At 64.0% G+C, this 16992-nt stretch carries 15 protein-coding genes; 7 read left to right on the forward strand and 8 right to left on the reverse strand.

Annotated elements, in window-relative coordinates; all coding sequences use genetic code 11:
* Window positions 1-82 precede the first annotated feature (82 nt).
* Complete coding sequence (locus ACKWRH_RS44900) at window positions 83-508, reverse strand: DUF1330 domain-containing protein (RefSeq protein WP_038954579.1); 426 nt, start codon at window positions 506-508, stop codon at window positions 83-85.
* Between the two features lie 168 nt (window positions 509-676).
* On the opposite strand from ACKWRH_RS44900, the gene ACKWRH_RS44905 reads away from it, so the two are divergent.
* Both ACKWRH_RS44905 and ACKWRH_RS44910 read left to right on the forward strand, forming a co-directional pair.
* Window positions 677-2893, forward strand: a complete 2217-nt coding sequence (locus ACKWRH_RS44905; protein ID WP_445218766.1) for a transglycosylase domain-containing protein — start codon at window positions 677-679, stop codon at window positions 2891-2893.
* Window positions 2894-3288: 395 nt separating this feature from the next.
* The gene (locus tag ACKWRH_RS44910) at window positions 3289-3942 is read left to right on the forward strand and encodes a hypothetical protein (RefSeq protein WP_445218767.1); all 654 of its coding nucleotides are present in this window, start codon (window positions 3289-3291) and stop codon (window positions 3940-3942) included.
* A 301-nt stretch (window positions 3943-4243) separates the two neighbouring features.
* On the opposite strand, the gene ACKWRH_RS44915 is transcribed toward ACKWRH_RS44910, so the two are convergent.
* The 4 genes from ACKWRH_RS44915 to ACKWRH_RS44930 all read right to left on the reverse strand — a co-directional run bounded on the left by ACKWRH_RS44915 (window position 4244) and on the right by ACKWRH_RS44930 (window position 8704).
* Window positions 4244-5083 (reverse strand): M48 family metallopeptidase, encoded by an 840-nt coding sequence (locus tag ACKWRH_RS44915; protein WP_208083656.1) that lies wholly within the window; start codon window positions 5081-5083, stop codon window positions 4244-4246.
* 310 nt (window positions 5084-5393) lie between these two features.
* Complete coding sequence (locus ACKWRH_RS44920; RefSeq protein ID WP_282522554.1) at window positions 5394-6722, reverse strand: polyhydroxyalkanoate depolymerase; 1329 nt, start codon at window positions 6720-6722, stop codon at window positions 5394-5396.
* A gap of 121 nt (window positions 6723-6843) precedes the next feature.
* The gene (locus ACKWRH_RS44925; protein ID WP_445218768.1) at window positions 6844-7662 is read right to left on the reverse strand and encodes an ABC transporter permease; all 819 of its coding nucleotides are present in this window, start codon (window positions 7660-7662) and stop codon (window positions 6844-6846) included.
* Between the two features lie 238 nt (window positions 7663-7900).
* Window positions 7901-8704, reverse strand: coding sequence for an ABC transporter ATP-binding protein (locus ACKWRH_RS44930; RefSeq protein WP_445218769.1), 804 nt, complete (start codon window positions 8702-8704; stop codon window positions 7901-7903).
* Window positions 8705-8810: 106 nt separating this feature from the next.
* Here ACKWRH_RS44930 and ACKWRH_RS44935 point away from each other — a divergent pair, with 106 nt between their 5' ends.
* Window positions 8811-10133, forward strand: coding sequence for an ActS/PrrB/RegB family redox-sensitive histidine kinase (locus tag ACKWRH_RS44935; protein WP_445222592.1), 1323 nt, complete (start codon window positions 8811-8813; stop codon window positions 10131-10133).
* 102 nt (window positions 10134-10235) lie between these two features.
* Complete coding sequence (locus ACKWRH_RS44940) at window positions 10236-10790, forward strand: ActR/PrrA/RegA family redox response regulator transcription factor (protein ID WP_014491094.1); 555 nt, start codon at window positions 10236-10238, stop codon at window positions 10788-10790.
* Window positions 10791-11044: 254 nt separating this feature from the next.
* Here the strand turns inward: ACKWRH_RS44940 and ACKWRH_RS44945 are convergent, their stop codons facing one another.
* Entirely contained in the window at window positions 11045-11536 is a 492-nt protein-coding gene (locus tag ACKWRH_RS44945) for an MmcB family DNA repair protein (RefSeq protein WP_028170389.1), read from the reverse strand.
* A 286-nt stretch (window positions 11537-11822) separates the two neighbouring features.
* Here ACKWRH_RS44945 and ACKWRH_RS44950 point away from each other — a divergent pair, with 286 nt between their 5' ends.
* Window positions 11823-13496: an alpha-amylase family protein gene (locus ACKWRH_RS44950; protein ID WP_445218770.1), complete on the forward strand. Its 1674-nt coding sequence runs from the start codon at window positions 11823-11825 to the stop codon at window positions 13494-13496.
* A 72-nt stretch (window positions 13497-13568) separates the two neighbouring features.
* Here the strand turns inward: ACKWRH_RS44950 and ACKWRH_RS44955 are convergent, their stop codons facing one another.
* Complete coding sequence (locus tag ACKWRH_RS44955; RefSeq protein WP_445218771.1) at window positions 13569-15173, reverse strand: alpha-amylase family glycosyl hydrolase; 1605 nt, start codon at window positions 15171-15173, stop codon at window positions 13569-13571.
* 172 nt (window positions 15174-15345) lie between these two features.
* Here ACKWRH_RS44955 and ACKWRH_RS44960 point away from each other — a divergent pair, with 172 nt between their 5' ends.
* Entirely contained in the window at window positions 15346-16026 is a 681-nt protein-coding gene (locus ACKWRH_RS44960) for an MBL fold metallo-hydrolase (RefSeq protein ID WP_445218772.1), read from the forward strand.
* A gap of 58 nt (window positions 16027-16084) precedes the next feature.
* Here the strand turns inward: ACKWRH_RS44960 and ACKWRH_RS44965 are convergent, their stop codons facing one another.
* Window positions 16085-16453, reverse strand: a complete 369-nt coding sequence (locus ACKWRH_RS44965) for a winged helix-turn-helix transcriptional regulator (protein ID WP_445218773.1) — start codon at window positions 16451-16453, stop codon at window positions 16085-16087.
* A gap of 139 nt (window positions 16454-16592) precedes the next feature.
* On the opposite strand from ACKWRH_RS44965, the gene ACKWRH_RS44970 reads away from it, so the two are divergent.
* Window positions 16593-16895 carry a hypothetical protein gene (locus tag ACKWRH_RS44970; RefSeq protein WP_445218774.1) on the forward strand — a complete coding sequence of 101 codons (303 nt, stop codon included), beginning with the start codon at window positions 16593-16595 and terminating at the stop codon, window positions 16893-16895.
* Window positions 16896-16992 lie beyond the last annotated feature (97 nt).

A 16992-nucleotide genomic window follows, 5' to 3' on the forward strand; every position in this document is an offset into this window, starting at 1 on the left:
TCTCTCCACGATCGCGACGAAGGTGGTGGGCACACGCCGGGATGCGCATTCGCGCACCCCGGCGCTTTGCCCACCCTACGACTTAAGAAGGTATCTCCCCAAAATTCTTGCCCACCGGCAGCACCGCGTGGCGGATCAGCCGTGAATCCTCCACCGCGGCCTGCCGATGCTTCACCGCTTCGCGATAGACGGGATCGCGGATCATCTCCACGAAGGCGGCGACGCTTGGATATTCGGCGATGAAGCAATGGTCCCAGCGCTCCTCTTGCGGGCCGATCAGCATCAGCTCGAATTTGCCCTGCCAGACGATGCGGCCGCCGAGGCGCTCGAACACCGGGCCGCTCTCGCGGCCGTAGGCCGCATAGGCTTCCGCGCCGCTCGCCTTGCGTCCGTCGGGATAGGCCGCCTCTTCGCGCAAACGCACCAGATTGAGCATGTGGATCGGGCCGGGGCGATCGTTGTCCCGGAACTGCGCAAAAATCTCCTTGCTCGGATCGATATGGCCCATGCCGGTTCCCTCTTGTCTTATGCGGGCGATCCTAGCTCTGCCGCCCGGCGAGCGGAACTGCGGCAAGCGAATGCCGCACCTCCTAATCGCGCGTTAAGCTCTGGGTAACCGGGCCTTAAACAGCGACCGGTAGCGTGCGGTGGGGCGGGCTGACCGGGCGTTTTGCGTATGGCGTGGGGAAAGAAAAAGGGTAGGCGGAAGGAGCCGTTGTTCGGTTTGCCTGCTGCGCTCGCCGATCTGCGCCTGACCGCGGCCGACCGCGTCCCCGGCGGCGAGGACAAGCCGAAAAAATCAACGAAACCATCCGCAAGGCGCAAGAGCGAGGATGCCGGCGACGAGCCGCCGCGCGAGCGGAAGGCACAAGCCGGCCGCAGCGGCGCCAAGCGCCGGTCGAAATCGGGCGGAGGCTTCGGCCTCGGCCGCCTCGTCTATTGGGGTGCGGTGCTCGGCCTGTGGGGCATGATCGCCGTGATCGGCGTCGTGATCTATGTCGGCGCCCATCTGCCGCCGATCCAGTCGCTGGAGATTCCCAAGCGGCCGCCGACGATCCAGATCGTCGGCATCGACGGCAGCATGCTGGCGCAGCGCGGCGAGATGGCCGGCGCCAATGTCTCGCTGCAGGAGCTGCCGCCCTATCTGCCGAAGGCCTTCATCGCCATCGAGGACCGCCGCTTCTACTCGCATTTCGGTATCGATCCCGTAGGCATCCTGCGGGCCCTCGTCACCAACGTGCTCCATCGCGGCGTCTCGCAGGGCGGCTCGACCTTGACGCAGCAGCTCGCGAAGAACCTGTTCCTGACCCAGGAGCGGACCATGGCCCGCAAGCTGCAGGAGGCGGAGCTCGCGATCTGGCTGGAGCGCAAGCATTCCAAGAACGAGATTCTGGAGCTCTATCTCAACCGCGTCTATTTCGGCTCGGGCGCCTATGGCGTCGAGGCCGCGGCCCAGAAATATTTCGGCAAGTCGGCGAAGAACGTCACCGTCGCCGAAGCCGCGATGCTGGCCGGCCTCGTCAAATCGCCGTCGCGGCTGGCGCCGAACCGCAATCCGGAAGGCGCGGAAGCGCGCGCGCAGATCGTGCTCGCGGCGATGGCGGATGCCAAGTTCATCACCGACGCGCAGGCGCAGGCCTCGATCGGTCACCCCTCCTACAACGTGAAGCCGGCCGGCGCCGGCACAGTCAACTACGTCGCCGACTGGATCGGCGAGGTGCTGGACGATCTGGTCGGCCAGATCGACGAGAGCATCAAGGTCGAGACCACGATCGATCCGAAGCTTCAGAGCGTGGCGGAAGCCGCCATCATCGACGAGCTCGCGGCCAAGAGCGTCAAGTTCAATGTCAGCCAGGGCGCGCTGGTGGCGATGACGCCCGACGGCGCGGTACGCGCCATGGTCGGCGGGCGGAACTATTCCGACAGCCAGTACAACCGCGCGGTCACCGCGAAGCGCCAGCCGGGCTCCTCGTTCAAGCCGTTCGTGTACCTGACCGCACTCGAGCAGGGGCTGACGCCGGACACGGTGCGCCAGGACGCTCCGATCGAGGTCAAGGGCTGGAAACCCGAGAACTACACCCATGAATATTTCGGCGGAGTGACGCTGACGCAGGCGCTGGCGATGTCGCTCAACACCGTCGCCATCCGCCTCGGTCTCGAGGTCGGGCCGAAGAACGTGGTGCGCACCGCGCATCGGCTCGGCATCTCCTCGAAGCTCGAGCCCAATGCCTCGATCGCGCTCGGCACCTCCGAAGTCTCGGTCGTCGAGCTGGTCGGCGCCTATGCCCCCTTCGCCAATGGCGGCTTCGCGGTGGCGCCGCATGTCGTCACGCGGATCAGGACGCTCGGTGGCAAGCTGCTCTACATGCGTCAGCCCGAGGAGCGCAACCCGGTCATCGACCCCCGCTATGTCGGCATGATGAACACGATGATGCGGGAGACGCTGATATCAGGCACCGCCAAGAAGGCGGAGATCCCCGGCTGGCCGGCGGCCGGCAAGACCGGCACCAGCCAGGATTACCGCGACGCCTGGTTCATCGGCTACACCGCCAACCTCGTCACCGGCGTCTGGCTCGGCAATGACGACAACTCGCCGACCAAGAAGGCGACCGGCGGCGGCCTGCCCGTCGAAGTCTGGTCGCGCTTCATGCGCACGGCGCACGAGGGCGTGCCGGTGGCCGTCTTGCCAAACTCGCAAGCGACCTGGGGCCTCTCGAACCTCGCGCAGGCGGCATCGCAGGTATCGCCGCCGACGGCAACGACAGCGCCCGGGCCGGCACCGGCGAGCAGTGGCGGCTATCGCCCGCCTCCGACGCGCGCCAATGTGCGGCCGGAAGCCGCAGCAGGCCTCGACGGCTGGCTGATGGACCGGCTGTTCGGCGGAAATCGGTAGCTTCGAGCTGAGGTCCACGGGGCCTCAAAACAAAAAACGCGAAAACAACCCCATGCACAGTAGCCGGTGATTTCCGGCGCGATGCGCGGTGAAGCTCGCGAACTCATTGGCGCGTCGGAGCATTCGGTCGCCATCGCGCAAGGCGTGGCGGCCGCATTGCATTTGACGATTCAGTGGACCGAATGCAGCTGCAATGCACGCATTCGAACTCATTCGCGCGATGCCACAGTCCGCGGTTCCCAAAGGCAAGTCCTGCCTATGGCGGCAAGATTTACCGACGCCGGGAAGTTGCCGAACGCCAAAACACCAGTGTCTTCAAGCCTCCGCAATCGGTCCGGGATTTGCTCTCTTAGGTTGAGTTCCGACAACTCGGGTTTAGTGGGAAGGAGCGTTCCATGATTTCAGGCTTGTCCAACCCGGCATCGAGCTATCTGCGTCCCGCATCAACGTCCAATTCAAACCCAACGTCAGGTGGCCTCTCGGAGGTGCCGGCCGACGCAGCGACCAGCGCACCCGGAATTGACGTGTCGAAATTCAAGCCGCTGCAAGGCGCCAAGCCGATCTCGGTGGCGGATAACCCGGTCCTGCGCGACCTGATGGCAACGAATTGGCTGATGACCCACGGCGCGAACGCGACTCAACCGGCCGTCTCGGACGATGCGCCTGAGAACACCTATGCCCAGGTGAAGGTTGACGGCAAGGTGGTGGCCACTCTGTACAATGGCGGGTCCTCGACGATGACCAACGCGGCGGCCGCAAAGATCGGCAAGCTCGAGGATCCTCCCGGTCTGAGTGGACCCGATTTGGCGCAATGGCGAGCCGACAATTACGCCAAGCAGCTTGGCGGCACCGTTGAAAAGGCGTCCACCGCGATCACGCAATCGCAATGGACACCGCGTCAAAGCAGTTCTGCGAACTATAGTCGCGATCAACTCGACGCGGCCTTCCAGGCGATGCTGGCCGAGGGCCAGAAGGCCGCAGCGCAACTGCAATCGTCCTATCTCGCTACACGCGCGCAGTCGGGGACAAGCGCAGATATCAGCGCCTGACCTGAGAGATGGTTTGAGGACGCGCGGCATCCGGGCGACGAATTTTGTCAAAGCACATCAAGCAAACTCATCCCGGCTGACGCCGAACAACGAGCCGTCGAGGCGTTCGCGTTTTAGAGCGTTTGAGATCGATCGGCCGGACGTATTCTCCGGCTGTCATTCCCCGCGAAGGCGGGGAATCCAGTACGCCGCGGCCTCTCGGCATAACAATAAACTGCCTCTGGAATACTGGATCGCCCGCTTTCGCGGGCGATGACACTTTCCAAGATGGCTAGCAGCGAGGCCTAATCCTCGGCCCGCCCTAATCCTCGACCCCATAGCGGTGCAGGTCGTTGCCGTGCGTATCGAGCCACTTCTTGGCGCGCTCCATCGACGGGCAGGCCTTTCCGCAGACGCGCCAGAATCGCGCCGAGTGGTTCATCTCGACGAGATGGGCGACCTCGTGCGCGGCGAGGTAGTCGAGCACGTAGGGCGGCGCGAGGATCAGGCGCCAGGAGAACGACAGCGAGCCGGCCGAGGTGCAGGAGCCCCAACGGCTGGACTGATCGCGGATCGAGAGGCGCTTGACCCTGACGCCGAGCTCGACGGCATAGGCCTCCGCCGAGCGCTGGAGATCGTGGCGCGCCTCGCGCTTGAGGAAGTCGCTGATGCGGCGGTCGACATGCTCGACCCCGCCGGCGACGCAGAGAATGCGTTCACCGCTGTCGCGCACTTCCGTCCAGACCGTGCCGCGCGTGCCGGCACGATGAACGATACGATGGGGGTTGCCGCGTAGCGGTATCACTGTGCCGGGTTGGAACGGCGCAGCCTTCGGCAAACGACCAAGACGTGCAGCGATCCACGCGCCGTGACGCTGCGCGAAGTCCTTGGCTTCGGCCAGCGTGCCGCGCGGCGGGATGGTGAGGATGGCTTCGCGATCGCTCGGATGAATTCTGAGCGTGTAGCGGCGCGCGCGGCGGTGCCGGCGCAATCGAATCGCAAAAAACTGCGATCCATGGGTGATGACCAGGGTCTTCGGCTCGTGGGGCCGTCGATAGAGGAGTGCGCGAGTGGCCATGTCTGTCAGTCCGGGGGGCAGGAGGGCGCCCGGATTCTGCCATAACCGCCGCCAGGGAAAGCGCTCGGCGCAAAAACAAATCATTTGCCCAATATACAGCGGTCTAGCGTCCGGGAGACCCTACAGACTGGGGTTGGAACCCGGTTTTTTCGCCCCCGCTGGACGCATGCGGCACCCCCAAGGGCTGAGGTGGGACTCACTCCTATAAGGCTACCTAAATACCGCGAATCTGGAGGGAACCAGCCCCTGCTGGAACCGCCGGCAGGGCGTCGATTTTCAGCGGGAAAGCCGAAAAACGCGCCCAGAGCCGTTCCGATGGATCGGAACGGCTCTGGATTCCTATTTTGACGCGTTTTCTTTACGCGAACCGGTCGCCACTTCGCTCGAAAACGCTCTATTCGGCTGCAAGAGCCTGCAACGAGCTCGGATTCGCAGCCGAGACCATGAAGTCATGGATGCGCGGCACGATTTCCGACTTGAAGCGCGAGCCGTTGAACACGCCGTAATGCCCGACGCCCTTCTGGACGTAATGAACGCGGCGGTGATCGGGGATCGAGCTGCACAATGTGTGTGTTGCTTCGGTCTGACCGAGCCCGGAGATGTCGTCGTTCTCGCCTTCGACCGTCATCAGCGCCACGCGCGTGACCTTCGAGGGGTCGACGCGTGTTCCGCGATGGGTCATCTCGCCCTTCGGCAGCGAGTGCTTCACGAACACGGTGTCGACCGTCTGCAGATAATACTCGGCGGAGAGATCCATCACCGCGAGATATTCGTCGTAGAAGTCGCGATGCTTGTCGACGAGGTCGCCGTCGCCCTTCACCAGATTGGCAAACAGGCGCTTGTGGGCGTCCATATGCCGGTCGAGGTTCATGCTGATGAACCCGTTGAGCTGCAGGAAGCCCGGATAGACGTCGCGCATCATGCCCGGATGCGGGAACGGCACCTTGGTGATGACGGTGTTGCGGAACCAGTCGATGCCGCGCTCCTGGGCGAGCTTGTTCACGCCCGTCGGGTTGCGGCGGGTGTCGATCGGGCCGCCCATCAGCGTCATCGAGGTCGGCACGAAGGGGTCGCGCCGCGCTTCCATGATCGAGACGGCGGCAACGACGGGAACGGAGGGCTGGCACACCGCCATGACATGGGTGTTGCCGCCAAGGACGTGCAGCATCTCGATGACGTAGTCGATGTAGTCGTCGAGATCGAATCGGCCTTCGCTCAGGGGCACCATGCGGGCGTCGGCCCAGTCGGTGATGTAGACCTCATGCGCCGGCAGGAAAGCCTCGACCGTGCCGCGCAGCAGCGTCGCGTAGTGGCCGGACATCGGCGCCACGATCAGCACGCGCGGCTGCGGGCTGCGCAAGGGACGGGCGAACTTGCGATCGAAGTAGAGCAGGTTGCAGAACGGCTTTTCCCAGACCGAGCGGACCTCGACGGGGACGCGGATGCCGTTGACCTCGGTGTCGTTGAGACCCCATTCCGGCTTGCCGTAACGGCGCGTGGTGCGTTCGAACAATTCGCAGGCCGCGGCGACGGACTTGCCGACCTCGGTGCGCGCCCACGGATTGAGGGGATTCTGAAACAGGAGCTTGGTCGCGTCGGTGACCGCACGCGCCGGATTGAGAGAGGCCTGCGCCATCTCGTACATCCAGTACATCGGCGTCGTCAGGACCGGACTGCCCTCGGCCGCCAGGGGCGGCGCGCCGCCGAACTCACCAATAGGCATCGCTATATTCCTCTTCGCATCGCAACATACTGCCGAATGCGTAATATTGCGTCAATGCATGGTTCCGTACATCTACGTAGCCGGAACGGCTAAATCAGCCTGAATCCACGGGAAAGTGAGATTATTCACCGCTCGAGAGCAGCGAGCCGTGCTTCTTGGCGCTCCGCAAAAGGGCAAGGAATGCCCCAAAAGATGCAACCAGCAGCACCGCATTGATGGCCAACGCACGCAACATCAGATCGGTCCTGAAGGTTTGCTCGATCAGGAGCGCCCGCATTCCCTCGAACACGTAGGTCGGCGGCAGCGACCAGGCGACGTATTGCAGCCATGCCGGCAGCACGCTGGCGGGATAGTAGACGCAGGCGAGCGGCATGACCGCGAACATCAGGGTCCAGACGATGCTCTCGGCGCCGAGGCCGTTTCGCAGCACCAGCCCCGAGACGAAGATGCCGACCGCCCAGCTCGTGAAAATCAGATTGCAGAAGAACGCGATCAGCGGCAGGCCGAGGGCGTAGACGTTGAAGTGAAACAGGAACAGCGCGAGCAGCGTCATCGGGATGACGCCGATCGCGAGCCGGATCATGCTCATGATCATCAGCGACAGCAGAAACTCGATCGGCTTCAAGGGGCTCATCATGAGGTTGCCGATGTTGCGCGCCCACATCTCCTCCAGGAACGAGATGGAAAAGCCGAGCTGGCCGCGGAACAGGATGTCCCAGAGGATGACGGCGCCGATCAGCGTGCCGCCGGCACGCGCGAAGAAATTGGCGTTCTCGGCGATGTAGAGCTGGAGAAAGCCCCAGGTGATGACCTGGAGCGCAGGCCAATAAAGCAGCTCGAGCAGCCGCGGCCAGGACGACATCAACAGATACCAGTAGCGCAGGATCATCGCGCCGATGCGATGGATGGAAATGCCGCGGTGGAGGGAGAGCTCGGTCATCGCGGCAACCCTTGGCCCGGATGGAGCCTGTCATCCCGCGGCGCGACATAGTCGCGAGCTATGATGCGCAATTGCGCATCTGAGGATCCATAACCACAGGAATGAATTTGACGAAGACTCGGGGTTACCAGTCTCGCTCCATAACCGTCGCCTGTGGTTATGGATTCCGGGCTCGCGCTCCGCGCGCCCCGGAATGACGGGGCTCCATCCGGGCTACGGCGGTCACTCAGAGACTCTCTCACCTTGCCGCCTCCTTCGCACCGTTCACCCGCCCGCGCGCGACGTCCAGGAACACCTCCTCCAGCGTGGTGCGGTTGTAGCGCGCCATGATGGCCTCCGGCGTGTCGTCGTCCTCGATGCGGCCGCGCTTCATGATGATGACGCGGTCGCAGAGCCGCTCGACCTCGAGCATGTTGTGCGAGGCCAGAAGGATGGTGGCGTTGTTCTCCTTGCGATAGCGCTCCATATGCGCCCGCACCCAGTCGGCCGTATCCGGGTCGAGCGAGGCGGTGGGCTCGTCCAGCAGCAGCAGCTCGGGCTGGTTGATCAGCGCCTTCGCCAGCGCGACGCGGGTCTTCTGCCCGGCGGAGAGCTTGCCGTTGGCGCGGTCGATGAACTCGGTGAGATCAAGCTCGTCGGCCAGCCTGGCGATGCGATCGGAGACGTTCTTCACCGCATAGAGCTTGCCGAACACGGTGAGGTTCTGCCGCACCGTGAGGCGCATCGGCATGTCGACATAGGGGCTCTCGAAATTCATCCGCCCCAGCACCGCCGCGCTCTCCTCCGGCATCCGATGCCCGAGCACCTGCACGCGGCCGGAGGTCGGCAGCACCAGGCCCATGATCATCGCGATGGTCGTGGTCTTGCCGGCGCCGTTGCCGCCCAGGAGCCCGGTGATGCTGCCACGCGGCAGCGAAAAGGAGATATCGTCGACGGCGCGGGTCTGCTTGTAGACCTTGACGAGGTGATCGACCGCAATGGCCGCAGAAGAGCCGCGCTCCGCGACAGTCGGCGGACTTGAAGCTTTGTCGTTCCCGGTCATGCTAGCCGTTCTTCTGCTATTGCAGCGGATAGCGCAAGGCTTGTAATCCGGGTGGTTCCGCGAGCCCCGCGTTTGTGACCGAGAAGGCACCGCCACATTGGCCGAGATGACAGAGACCGCCGATACCGACTTCCGCCATGCACAGCGGCATATCCGCCTGGACACGATCCTGCGGCTGCGCTGGCTGGCGGTGCTCGGCCAGCTCGCGGCGATCTTCATCGTGGCGCAGGGGCTGGAGTTCAACGTCGAGATCGTCCCCTGCGTCAGCATCATCGCGCTGTCGGCGGCGCTCAACCTGGCGCTCCAGACCGTGTCCAATCCGCTGCAGCGGCTGGAGCCGATGCAGGCGGCCGGACTGCTCGCGCTGAACATCGTGGAGCTGGCGGGGCTGTTGTTCTTCACCGGCGGACTGCAGAACCCGTTCTCGTTCCTGTTCCTCGCGCCCGTGCTGATCTCGGCCACGGCGCTGCCGGCCCGCCTCACCTTTGGCCTCGGCCTGCTCGCGGTGGCCTGTGCCTCGCTCCTGTTCTTCTTCCATCTTCCGCTGCCCTGGGATTCCGACGATCCCCTGGTGCTGCCGCCGATTTATCTCATCGGCATCTGGCTCTCGATCGTGCTCGCGATCGGCGTCACCAGTCTCTACTCGTTCCAGGTGACGGAGGAGGCGCGCAAGCTCGCCGACGCGCTGGCTGCGACCGAGCTGGTGCTGACTCGCGAGCAGCATCTGACCCAGCTCGACGGCCTGGCTGCCGCAGCCGCGCACGAGCTCGGCACGCCGCTCGCGACCATCTTCCTGATCTCGCGCGAGCTGGAAAAGACGGTGAAGGACCCAAGTTTCGCCGCCGACCTGAAAACCCTGCGCGAGCAGACCCAGCGCTGCCGCGACATCTTGAGCAAGATCACCCAGCTTTCCTCCGAAGGCGCGCCGTTCGATCGCATGAAAATGTCTGAGCTGATCGAGGAGGTGGTGGCCCCGCACCGCGATTTCGGCGTCGACATCAAGGTGCGGATCGCGGTGGCGGCCTTCGCCGAGCCGATCGGCTCGCGCAACCCGGCGATCCTCTACGGGGTCGGCAACATCGTCGAGAACGCGGTCGATTTCGCCCGCACCACCGTCGAGGTGAATGCATGGTGGAACAAGGACACGATCGAGCTCGTGATCTCCGACGACGGCCCGGGCATTCCGCCCGACATCCTTAACCGGATCGGCGAGCCCTATTTGTCGCGGCGGCGCAATCTGGATGACGGCGGCGGCGAGCGGCGTGGGCTCGGGCTTGGCGTGTTCATCGCGCGCACCTTGCTGGAACGCACCGGGGCCAAGGTCTCGTTTACCAACCGGACCTTTCCGGAACACGGCGCAGTGGTTCACATCATTTGGCCGAGGGAGCGTTTTGAGACTATCGAGACGCTCGAAGAAACAATAGGATAGGCCGCGACCTTGCGTCGCACAGCAGGGCCGATCGACTATTTGCGGCCTTGGCACCGCCTGATTGCGACGCCATATGTGGATGTGCAGAGAGAGGACAACACCTTGAACGCCATCGCCGAACTGAACGAACAGACCGACCGCTCGCTTCTCATCGTGGAGGACGACAAGCCGTTCCTGGAGCGGTTGTCGCGCGCGATGGAGACCCGCGGCTTTGCGGTGACGTCGTGTGACACCGTCTCGGATGGCCTCGCGCAGATCGGCAAGGCCGCGCCCGCATTCGCCGTGGTGGATCTGCGGCTTGGCGACGGCAATGGTCTCGACGTCGTCTCCGCGCTGAAGAAGAAGCGCCCCGAAGCCCGCGCGATCGTGCTGACCGGCTATGGCAACATCGCCACCGCCGTGACCGCCGTGAAGATGGGTGCGATCGATTATCTGTCGAAGCCCGCGGATGCCGACGACGTCGTCGCCGCGCTGCTCTCGACCAGCTCGGAGAAATCCGAGTTGCCGACCAACCCGATGTCCGCCGACCGCGTCCGCTGGGAGCATATCCAGCGCATCTACGAGATGTGCAACCGCAACGTCTCGGAGACGGCGCGCAGGCTGAATATGCACCGTCGTACGTTGCAGCGGATTTTGGCCAAGCGCGCGCCGAGGTAATTTCCGGCAATCACAAATCCCTCACCGTCACCCTGAGGTGGCCGCTCCTTTGGCGGCCCTCGAAGGGCGACGGCCCGGTTGCATCGCGGCCGCACATCCTTCGAGGCTCGCTGCGCGCGCACCTCAGGATGACGGGGATACAAACTCACTGAATGCGTAAATTCGTCGGATGGGTCGAGCTAAGCGAAACCCATCTTCTTCGCAGCTCGCGCAGAAAGCGATGGGTTTCGCTTCGCTCCACCCATCCTACAGAATCATTCCCAAAAATCCGCGTGGCCCTGCGGGTCGACCAGACGGTTGATCCGGAGCGCTGCCGCCATGGCGAAACGCACCGTCATCTGCTTGCGCGTGGCAGCGGCGATCTTGTGTTCAGGCGCCTCGCACTGCATGTGCGCGCCATAGGCATCCGCAATGATCAGGCCGGTGTCTTGCGGGAAGATCTCGCACGGCAGATCCTGCGTGAAGGCGAAGAACAGCCGGTCGCAATGGGCGCGGTATTCGTGCCATTTCTGGTCGGCACGCAAATCCTCCACCGACGATTTGATCTCCACGATCCAGATCTCGCCGCGCTCGTTGAGCGCCACCAGATCGGCGCGCCGGCCCGACGGCAGCGGTAGTTCGCTGATGCAGGTAAAGCCGAGCGAGCGCAGCAATCGCGCCGTGCCGCGTGCGATCGCCAGCGCCGTCTCGGACTGGCGGCGGTCGGGCGGCGGAACCAGGGCGATGTTGCGGGCGGTGCTGTCCATGGAGGGGAGGATAGCCGATTCCATTCCGCCCGTCATTCCGGGGCGCGCCACTTGGCGCGAGCTATGGTGCGCAATTGCGCACCTGAGAATCCATAACCACAGGGAGGAGTGTGGGGTGAGCGGGTAACTCCGAGTCTTCGCCAAACTTCTCCCTGTGAGTATGGGTCCCGGGCTCGCGCTTCGCGCGCCCCGGGACGACGGAGAGAGCGGGAACCTCACCCTCCCTTCGCACTTATCACGCAGCCGCCGACAGTTGCGGGCGGACCGAAGAGGGCCTGTCCCCGATATGATCGACGATCTCTGGTACAAGAACGGCGTGATCTACTGCCTCTCCGTCGGCACCTATATGGATGCCAACGGCGACGGCGTCGGCGACTTCAAGGGCCTGCTGCGGCGGCTCGACTACCTGCACGGCCTCGGCATCACCACGATCTGGCTGATGCCGTTCCAGACCTCGCCGGGCCGCGACGACGGCTACGACATCGCCGACTATTACAGCGTCGATTCCCGCTACGGCACGCTCGGCGATTTCGTCGAGTTCACCCATGGCTGCAAGCAGCGCGGCATCCGCATCATCATCGACCTCGTCGTCAACCACACCTCCGACCAGCACCACTGGTTCAAGGAGGCGCGGCGCGACAAGAATTCGCCCTATCGCGACTGGTATGTGTGGTCGGACAAGAAGCCGGCCGGCGCCAACAAGGGCATGGTGTTTCCCGGCGTGCAGAAGTCGACGTGGACGCGCGACAAGGAAGCCGGCGCCTGGTTCTTCCACCGCTTCTACGATTTCCAGCCCGATCTCAACACCTCGAACCCGCACGTGCAGGCCGAGATCCTGAAGATCAAGGGCTTCTGGATCCAGCTTGGCGTGTCCGGTTTCCGCATGGACGCCGTGCCGTTCGTGATCGCCACCAAGGGCGCGAAGGTGAAGAAGGCGGTCGAGCAGTACGACATGCTGCGCGCGTTTCGCGAGTTCCTGCAATGGCGGCAGGGCGACGCCATCATCCTCGCCGAAGCCAATGTGCTGCCCGAGACCGACATGGAATATTTCGGCCGCGACGGCGACCGCATGCACATGATGTTCAACTTCCACGTCAACCAGCATCTGTTCTATGCGCTGGCATCGGGCGACTCGCGTCCGCTGGCGAAAGCGCTGAAGGCGACCAGACCACGGCCGGCCAGCGCGCAATGGGGCCTGTTCCTGCGTAATCACGACGAGCTCGATTTGGGACGCCTGACCAAGGCGCAGCGCGACATCGTGTTCAAGCGCTTCGGACCGGACAAGGACATGCAGCTCTACGATCGCGGCATCCGCCGCCGCTTCGCGCCGATGGTCGGCGGCGACCGAAGGCGGCTCGAGCTCGCCTACAGCCTGATGTGCACGCTGCCGGGGACGCCCGTCATCCGCTACGGCGACGAGATCGCAATGGGCGACGATCTCACGCTGCCGGAGCGCAATTGCGCGCGCACGCCGATGCAATGGTCGACCGAGCCGCATGGCGGCTTCACCAAGAGCAGCAAGCCCGCGTGTCCGGTCATCGACACGGGCCCCTACGGCTACGAGCACGTCAATGTCGCGAAACAGCGGCGTGATCCCAATTCTATGCTGAACTGGACCGAGCGCATCGTCCGCATGCGCAAGGAAGTGCCCGAGATTGGCTGGGGCGATTTCGCGATCATTCCGACGCGCGATCCCGCCATGTTCATCATGCGCTACGACTGGCGCAACAATTCCGTGCTGTTCGTGCACAATCTGGATGAGAAGCCGCGCGAGATCGCGTTCTCGGCGGGACTGCCCGGCGACGGCGGCGCGCACCTGATCAACCTGCTCGCGGAAGATCACAGCCACGCCGACAAGCGCGGCCAGCATCGCGTCGTGCTGGAGCCCTATGGCTATCGCTGGTACCGCGTCGGCGGCCTGGATTATCTCTTGAAGCGAAGTGATATCGAGACGCGCTAGTTTGCTCCGCCATTTCCGCAATGACGAGGAGAGAGCGTCGACCATCCCCTGCCCCGTCGTCCGGGACGACGGCTACATGTGTGGCGGCATCACCACCACGCCCTCGTTGCCGCGCAGGTCCAGCACGCCTTCGAGCCTCTCGCCCTCGCGATCCAGAAACGTCGACAGCAAGATCTCGCTGCCGAACCGTATCGAACTGCTGGTGACCGCGATCGGATCGGGCCCGAGATTGAGCACCACGATCACGCTCCTGCCCTCGGCCTCGCGGCGATAGATCAGGAGATCGCCTTGCGCGGCGATCGGATGGTAGTCGCCCTCGACCAGCGCCGGAGATGCCTTCCGCAAGGCAATCAGCCGCCTGTACAGGTTGAGGATCGAACGCGAATCGGCTTCGAGGTTGGCGACGTTCTCGTGGATATGGTCCTCCGGCAGCGGCAGCCAGGGCCTTACGCCGGAGAAGCCGCTGGCCGGCGACCCATCCCACTGCATCGGCGTGCGGCAGCCGTCGCGCCCGACGCCGATGCCGGGCACATTCTTCTCGAAGGGATCGCGCACGTCCGCAGGGGAGATCGCGAGCTGATGCATGCCGATCTCGTCGCCGTAATAGAGCGTCGGCGTGCCGCGCAGCGTCAGCAGCAGCATGGCGGCGACGCGGGCCTGCTCCGGCCCGACACGGCTTGCGACGCGCGGACGGTCGTGGTTGCCGAGCACCCAGTTCGGCCAGGCGCCCTTCGGCAGCGCCTTCTCGTAGTCCTCGACGATTGTCTCGATCGAGCGCGCGCTCCAGAACGTCGAGAGCAGCGCGAAGTTGAACGGCATCTGCGCGCCGGTGAGATCGTTGCCGTAATAGGCCATCAGCCGGTGCAGCGGCAGATAGATTTCGCCGATCAGCACGCGGTCGCGATACGCATCCGTGACGCGCCGCATCTCGGCGATGACGTCATGCACCTCCGGCTGGTCGGTGGAGTATTGCGTCAGGATCTTCTCGTTCGGCGGCCGGCCCTCGACGTAATGCGGGTTCGGCGGGTTGTCGCGGAATTCGGCATCCTTGATCAGGTGCCAGATCACGTCGACGCGGAAGCCGTCGACGCCCTTCTCCAGCCAGAACCGCATCGCGTCGTAGATCGCCGCGCGGACATCCGGATTGCGCCAGTTGAGGTCCGGCTGCTCGGCAAGGAAGGCGTGGTAGTAATATTGACCTGTCGTCTCGTCGAGTTGCCAGGCGCTGCCGCCGAATTCGGACAGCCAGTTGTTCGGGACACCGCCATCGGCGGCCGGATCGCGCCAGACGTACCAGTCGCGTTTGGGATTGTCGCGCGAGGACCGGCTCTCGACGAACCAGGGGTGCTGGCTTGATGTGTGGTTCGGCACGAGGTCAAGGATCAGCTTCAACCCGTTGTCATGTGCGGCCGCGAGCAACGCATCGAAATCCGCCATCGTGCCGAACAGCGGATCGATGCCGGTATAGTCGGAGATGTCGTAGCCGAAATCGGCCATCGGCGAGGGAAAGATCGGCGACAGCCAGATCGCGTCGACGCCGAGCGATTTCACGTAAGGCAGCCGGCGGAGAATGCCGGAGAGATCGCCGACGCCGTCACCGTCTGAGTCCTGAAAGGAGCGCGGGTAGATCTGATAGAAGATGCCGTCGCGCCACCAATTGTCGCCGCCCTGAGCCATGCCGGAAAACCCACCCAAAAATCTGCGTCTCGCGCGAGTGAACGCGGAACGAACGCCGCGGTTCAAACCAGCAGGCGAATTGGGACGGCCGTGTGACGGCGGGTGCGGCTGTTCCGGGGCGAGGCACGAATCTTTTGCTTGGCGGCATGGCAAAAATCGGCATTGTGGCGCCATGACCGAGCAAAATGACACCCAAGAGTCCTCGCAAGCCAAGGCCGGCGCGATCATCGTCCCCGTGACGCTGTTCGAGCAGAACTGCACCATCATCTGGGACGAGCCCGGCAAGAAGGCCGTGGTGATCGACCCCGGCGGGGACGTGCCGAAGATTCTGGACGCGATCAAGCAGACCGGCGTCACCGTGGAGAAGATCTGGCTGACCCACGGCCATATCGACCATGTCGGCGGCGCGGCCGAATTGCGCGATGCGCTGAAGGTGCCGATCGAGGGGCCGCATGTCGCGGATAAATTCCTGCTCGACAACGTGGTCGAGAGCGGCGCGCGCTTCGGCATGACGGAGGTGCGCAATTTCGAGCCGGACCGCTGGCTCGACGAGGGCGACAGCGTGTCGATCGGCGGCCTGCAGTTCGACATTCTGCACTGCCCCGGCCACTCGCCCGGCAGCGTGGTGTTCTACAACAAGGACTTGCGTTTTGCCCATGTCGGCGACGTGCTGTTTGCCGGCTCAGTCGGCCGCACCGACCTGCCCGGCGGCAGTCACGCCACGCTGATCAATTCGATCAAGACCAAGCTCCTGCCGCTCGGCGACGATGTCGGCTTCATCTGCGGCCACGGCGCCGGCTCGAGCATCGGCCAGGAACGGATGACCAATCCGTTCATCACCGGCGAGATGTAGCCTTTTACTTGAGCATGATCTTTTCGGAAAACCGCTTCACACTTTTCCGGATCATGCTCTACTCGGCGGCCTCCGCCAACGCCGCCGTCTCACTGAGGTTGCGCTCGCCCCATTGCCGGATCGCGGCAACGACCGGCACGAAGCTCTTGCCCTTGCGGGTCAGGCGATACTCGACCTTCGGCGGCACCTCGCCAAAATCCTTGCGGTCGATCAGGCCACTTTGGGTCAGCGCCTTCAATTCGCGGCTGAGCACGCGCGGGGTGATCTCGGCGCTGCCGGCCGCGCCGCGCAGCAGGCCGCTCCTGATCTCGCCATAGCGGCGCGGACCGTCCCTGAGGTCCCAGACGATGCGGAGCTTGTACTTGCCGCTGATCATCTTCTGAAAGGCCGCAACCGGACAGGTGCGCGCCGGGCTTGCCCTTGCCATGTCGTCTCCTCCATGCGCAGCCAGCTTGCGGGAGGATAGGAGCGACGCCGAAAAAGTCCATACTATCAATTTTGTCCATACTTGCGGGATCGCCTGCAAGGCGCAGATGATGGCGCACATGACGAACAGGGAGCGTCACATGAAGCATTTCATGATCAGGTACGAATTCAGGAACGGCACGACGGAAGCCTGGCACCAGGAGATCGGCCGCTTCATCAAGGCGATCGACGGCGATCCGGAGTTGAAGGGGCGGATCGGCTATCGGGTCCTGAAGAACCGCGACGACGCCAGCTATTTCCACCTCGCCAGCGTCACCGACGATGCCGCGCAAAAAGCGCTGCAATCGCGCGACTTCTTCAAGGCCTATCAGGAGATGACGCGGAAGGTCGCCGGCGGCGAGGTGACGGTGGCGCCAATCGAATGGATCGATCAGACGGCGTAGCTCCGTCATTCCGGGGCGCGCGACAGCGCGAGCCGGAATCCATAACCACAGGCCCATTTGGTTACGGGGACTCGGAGTTGCGCCTTCGCGCCTCACC

It is taken from the genome of Bradyrhizobium sp. Pa8 (assembly GCF_052588265.1).

Excerpts from the sequence above, each read along its gene's own strand:
- ACKWRH_RS44955 (WP_445218771.1), bottom strand. The coding sequence starts at position 15,173 with ATGGCTCAGGGCGGCGACAATTGGTGGCGCGACGGCATCTTCTATCAG.
- ACKWRH_RS44920 (WP_282522554.1), bottom strand. The coding sequence starts at position 6,722 with ATGCCTATTGGTGAGTTCGGCGGCGCGCCGCCCCTGGCGGCCGAGGGC.
- ACKWRH_RS44935 (WP_445222592.1), top strand. The coding sequence starts at position 8,811 with ATGACAGAGACCGCCGATACCGACTTCCGCCATGCACAGCGGCATATC.
- ACKWRH_RS44965 (WP_445218773.1), bottom strand. The coding sequence starts at position 16,453 with ATGGCAAGGGCAAGCCCGGCGCGCACCTGTCCGGTTGCGGCCTTTCAG.
- ACKWRH_RS44900 (WP_038954579.1), bottom strand. The coding sequence starts at position 508 with ATGGGCCATATCGATCCGAGCAAGGAGATTTTTGCGCAGTTCCGGGAC.
- ACKWRH_RS44905 (WP_445218766.1), top strand. The coding sequence starts at position 677 with ATGGCGTGGGGAAAGAAAAAGGGTAGGCGGAAGGAGCCGTTGTTCGGT.
- ACKWRH_RS44915 (WP_208083656.1), bottom strand. The coding sequence starts at position 5,083 with ATGATTTGTTTTTGCGCCGAGCGCTTTCCCTGGCGGCGGTTATGGCAG.
- ACKWRH_RS44930 (WP_445218769.1), bottom strand. The coding sequence starts at position 8,704 with ATGACCGGGAACGACAAAGCTTCAAGTCCGCCGACTGTCGCGGAGCGC.
- ACKWRH_RS44925 (WP_445218768.1), bottom strand. The coding sequence starts at position 7,662 with ATGACCGAGCTCTCCCTCCACCGCGGCATTTCCATCCATCGCATCGGC.
- ACKWRH_RS44970 (WP_445218774.1), top strand. The coding sequence starts at position 16,593 with ATGAAGCATTTCATGATCAGGTACGAATTCAGGAACGGCACGACGGAA.
- ACKWRH_RS44950 (WP_445218770.1), top strand. The coding sequence starts at position 11,823 with ATGATCGACGATCTCTGGTACAAGAACGGCGTGATCTACTGCCTCTCC.
- ACKWRH_RS44945 (WP_028170389.1), bottom strand. The coding sequence starts at position 11,536 with ATGGACAGCACCGCCCGCAACATCGCCCTGGTTCCGCCGCCCGACCGC.
- ACKWRH_RS44910 (WP_445218767.1), top strand. The coding sequence starts at position 3,289 with ATGATTTCAGGCTTGTCCAACCCGGCATCGAGCTATCTGCGTCCCGCA.
- ACKWRH_RS44960 (WP_445218772.1), top strand. The coding sequence starts at position 15,346 with ATGACCGAGCAAAATGACACCCAAGAGTCCTCGCAAGCCAAGGCCGGC.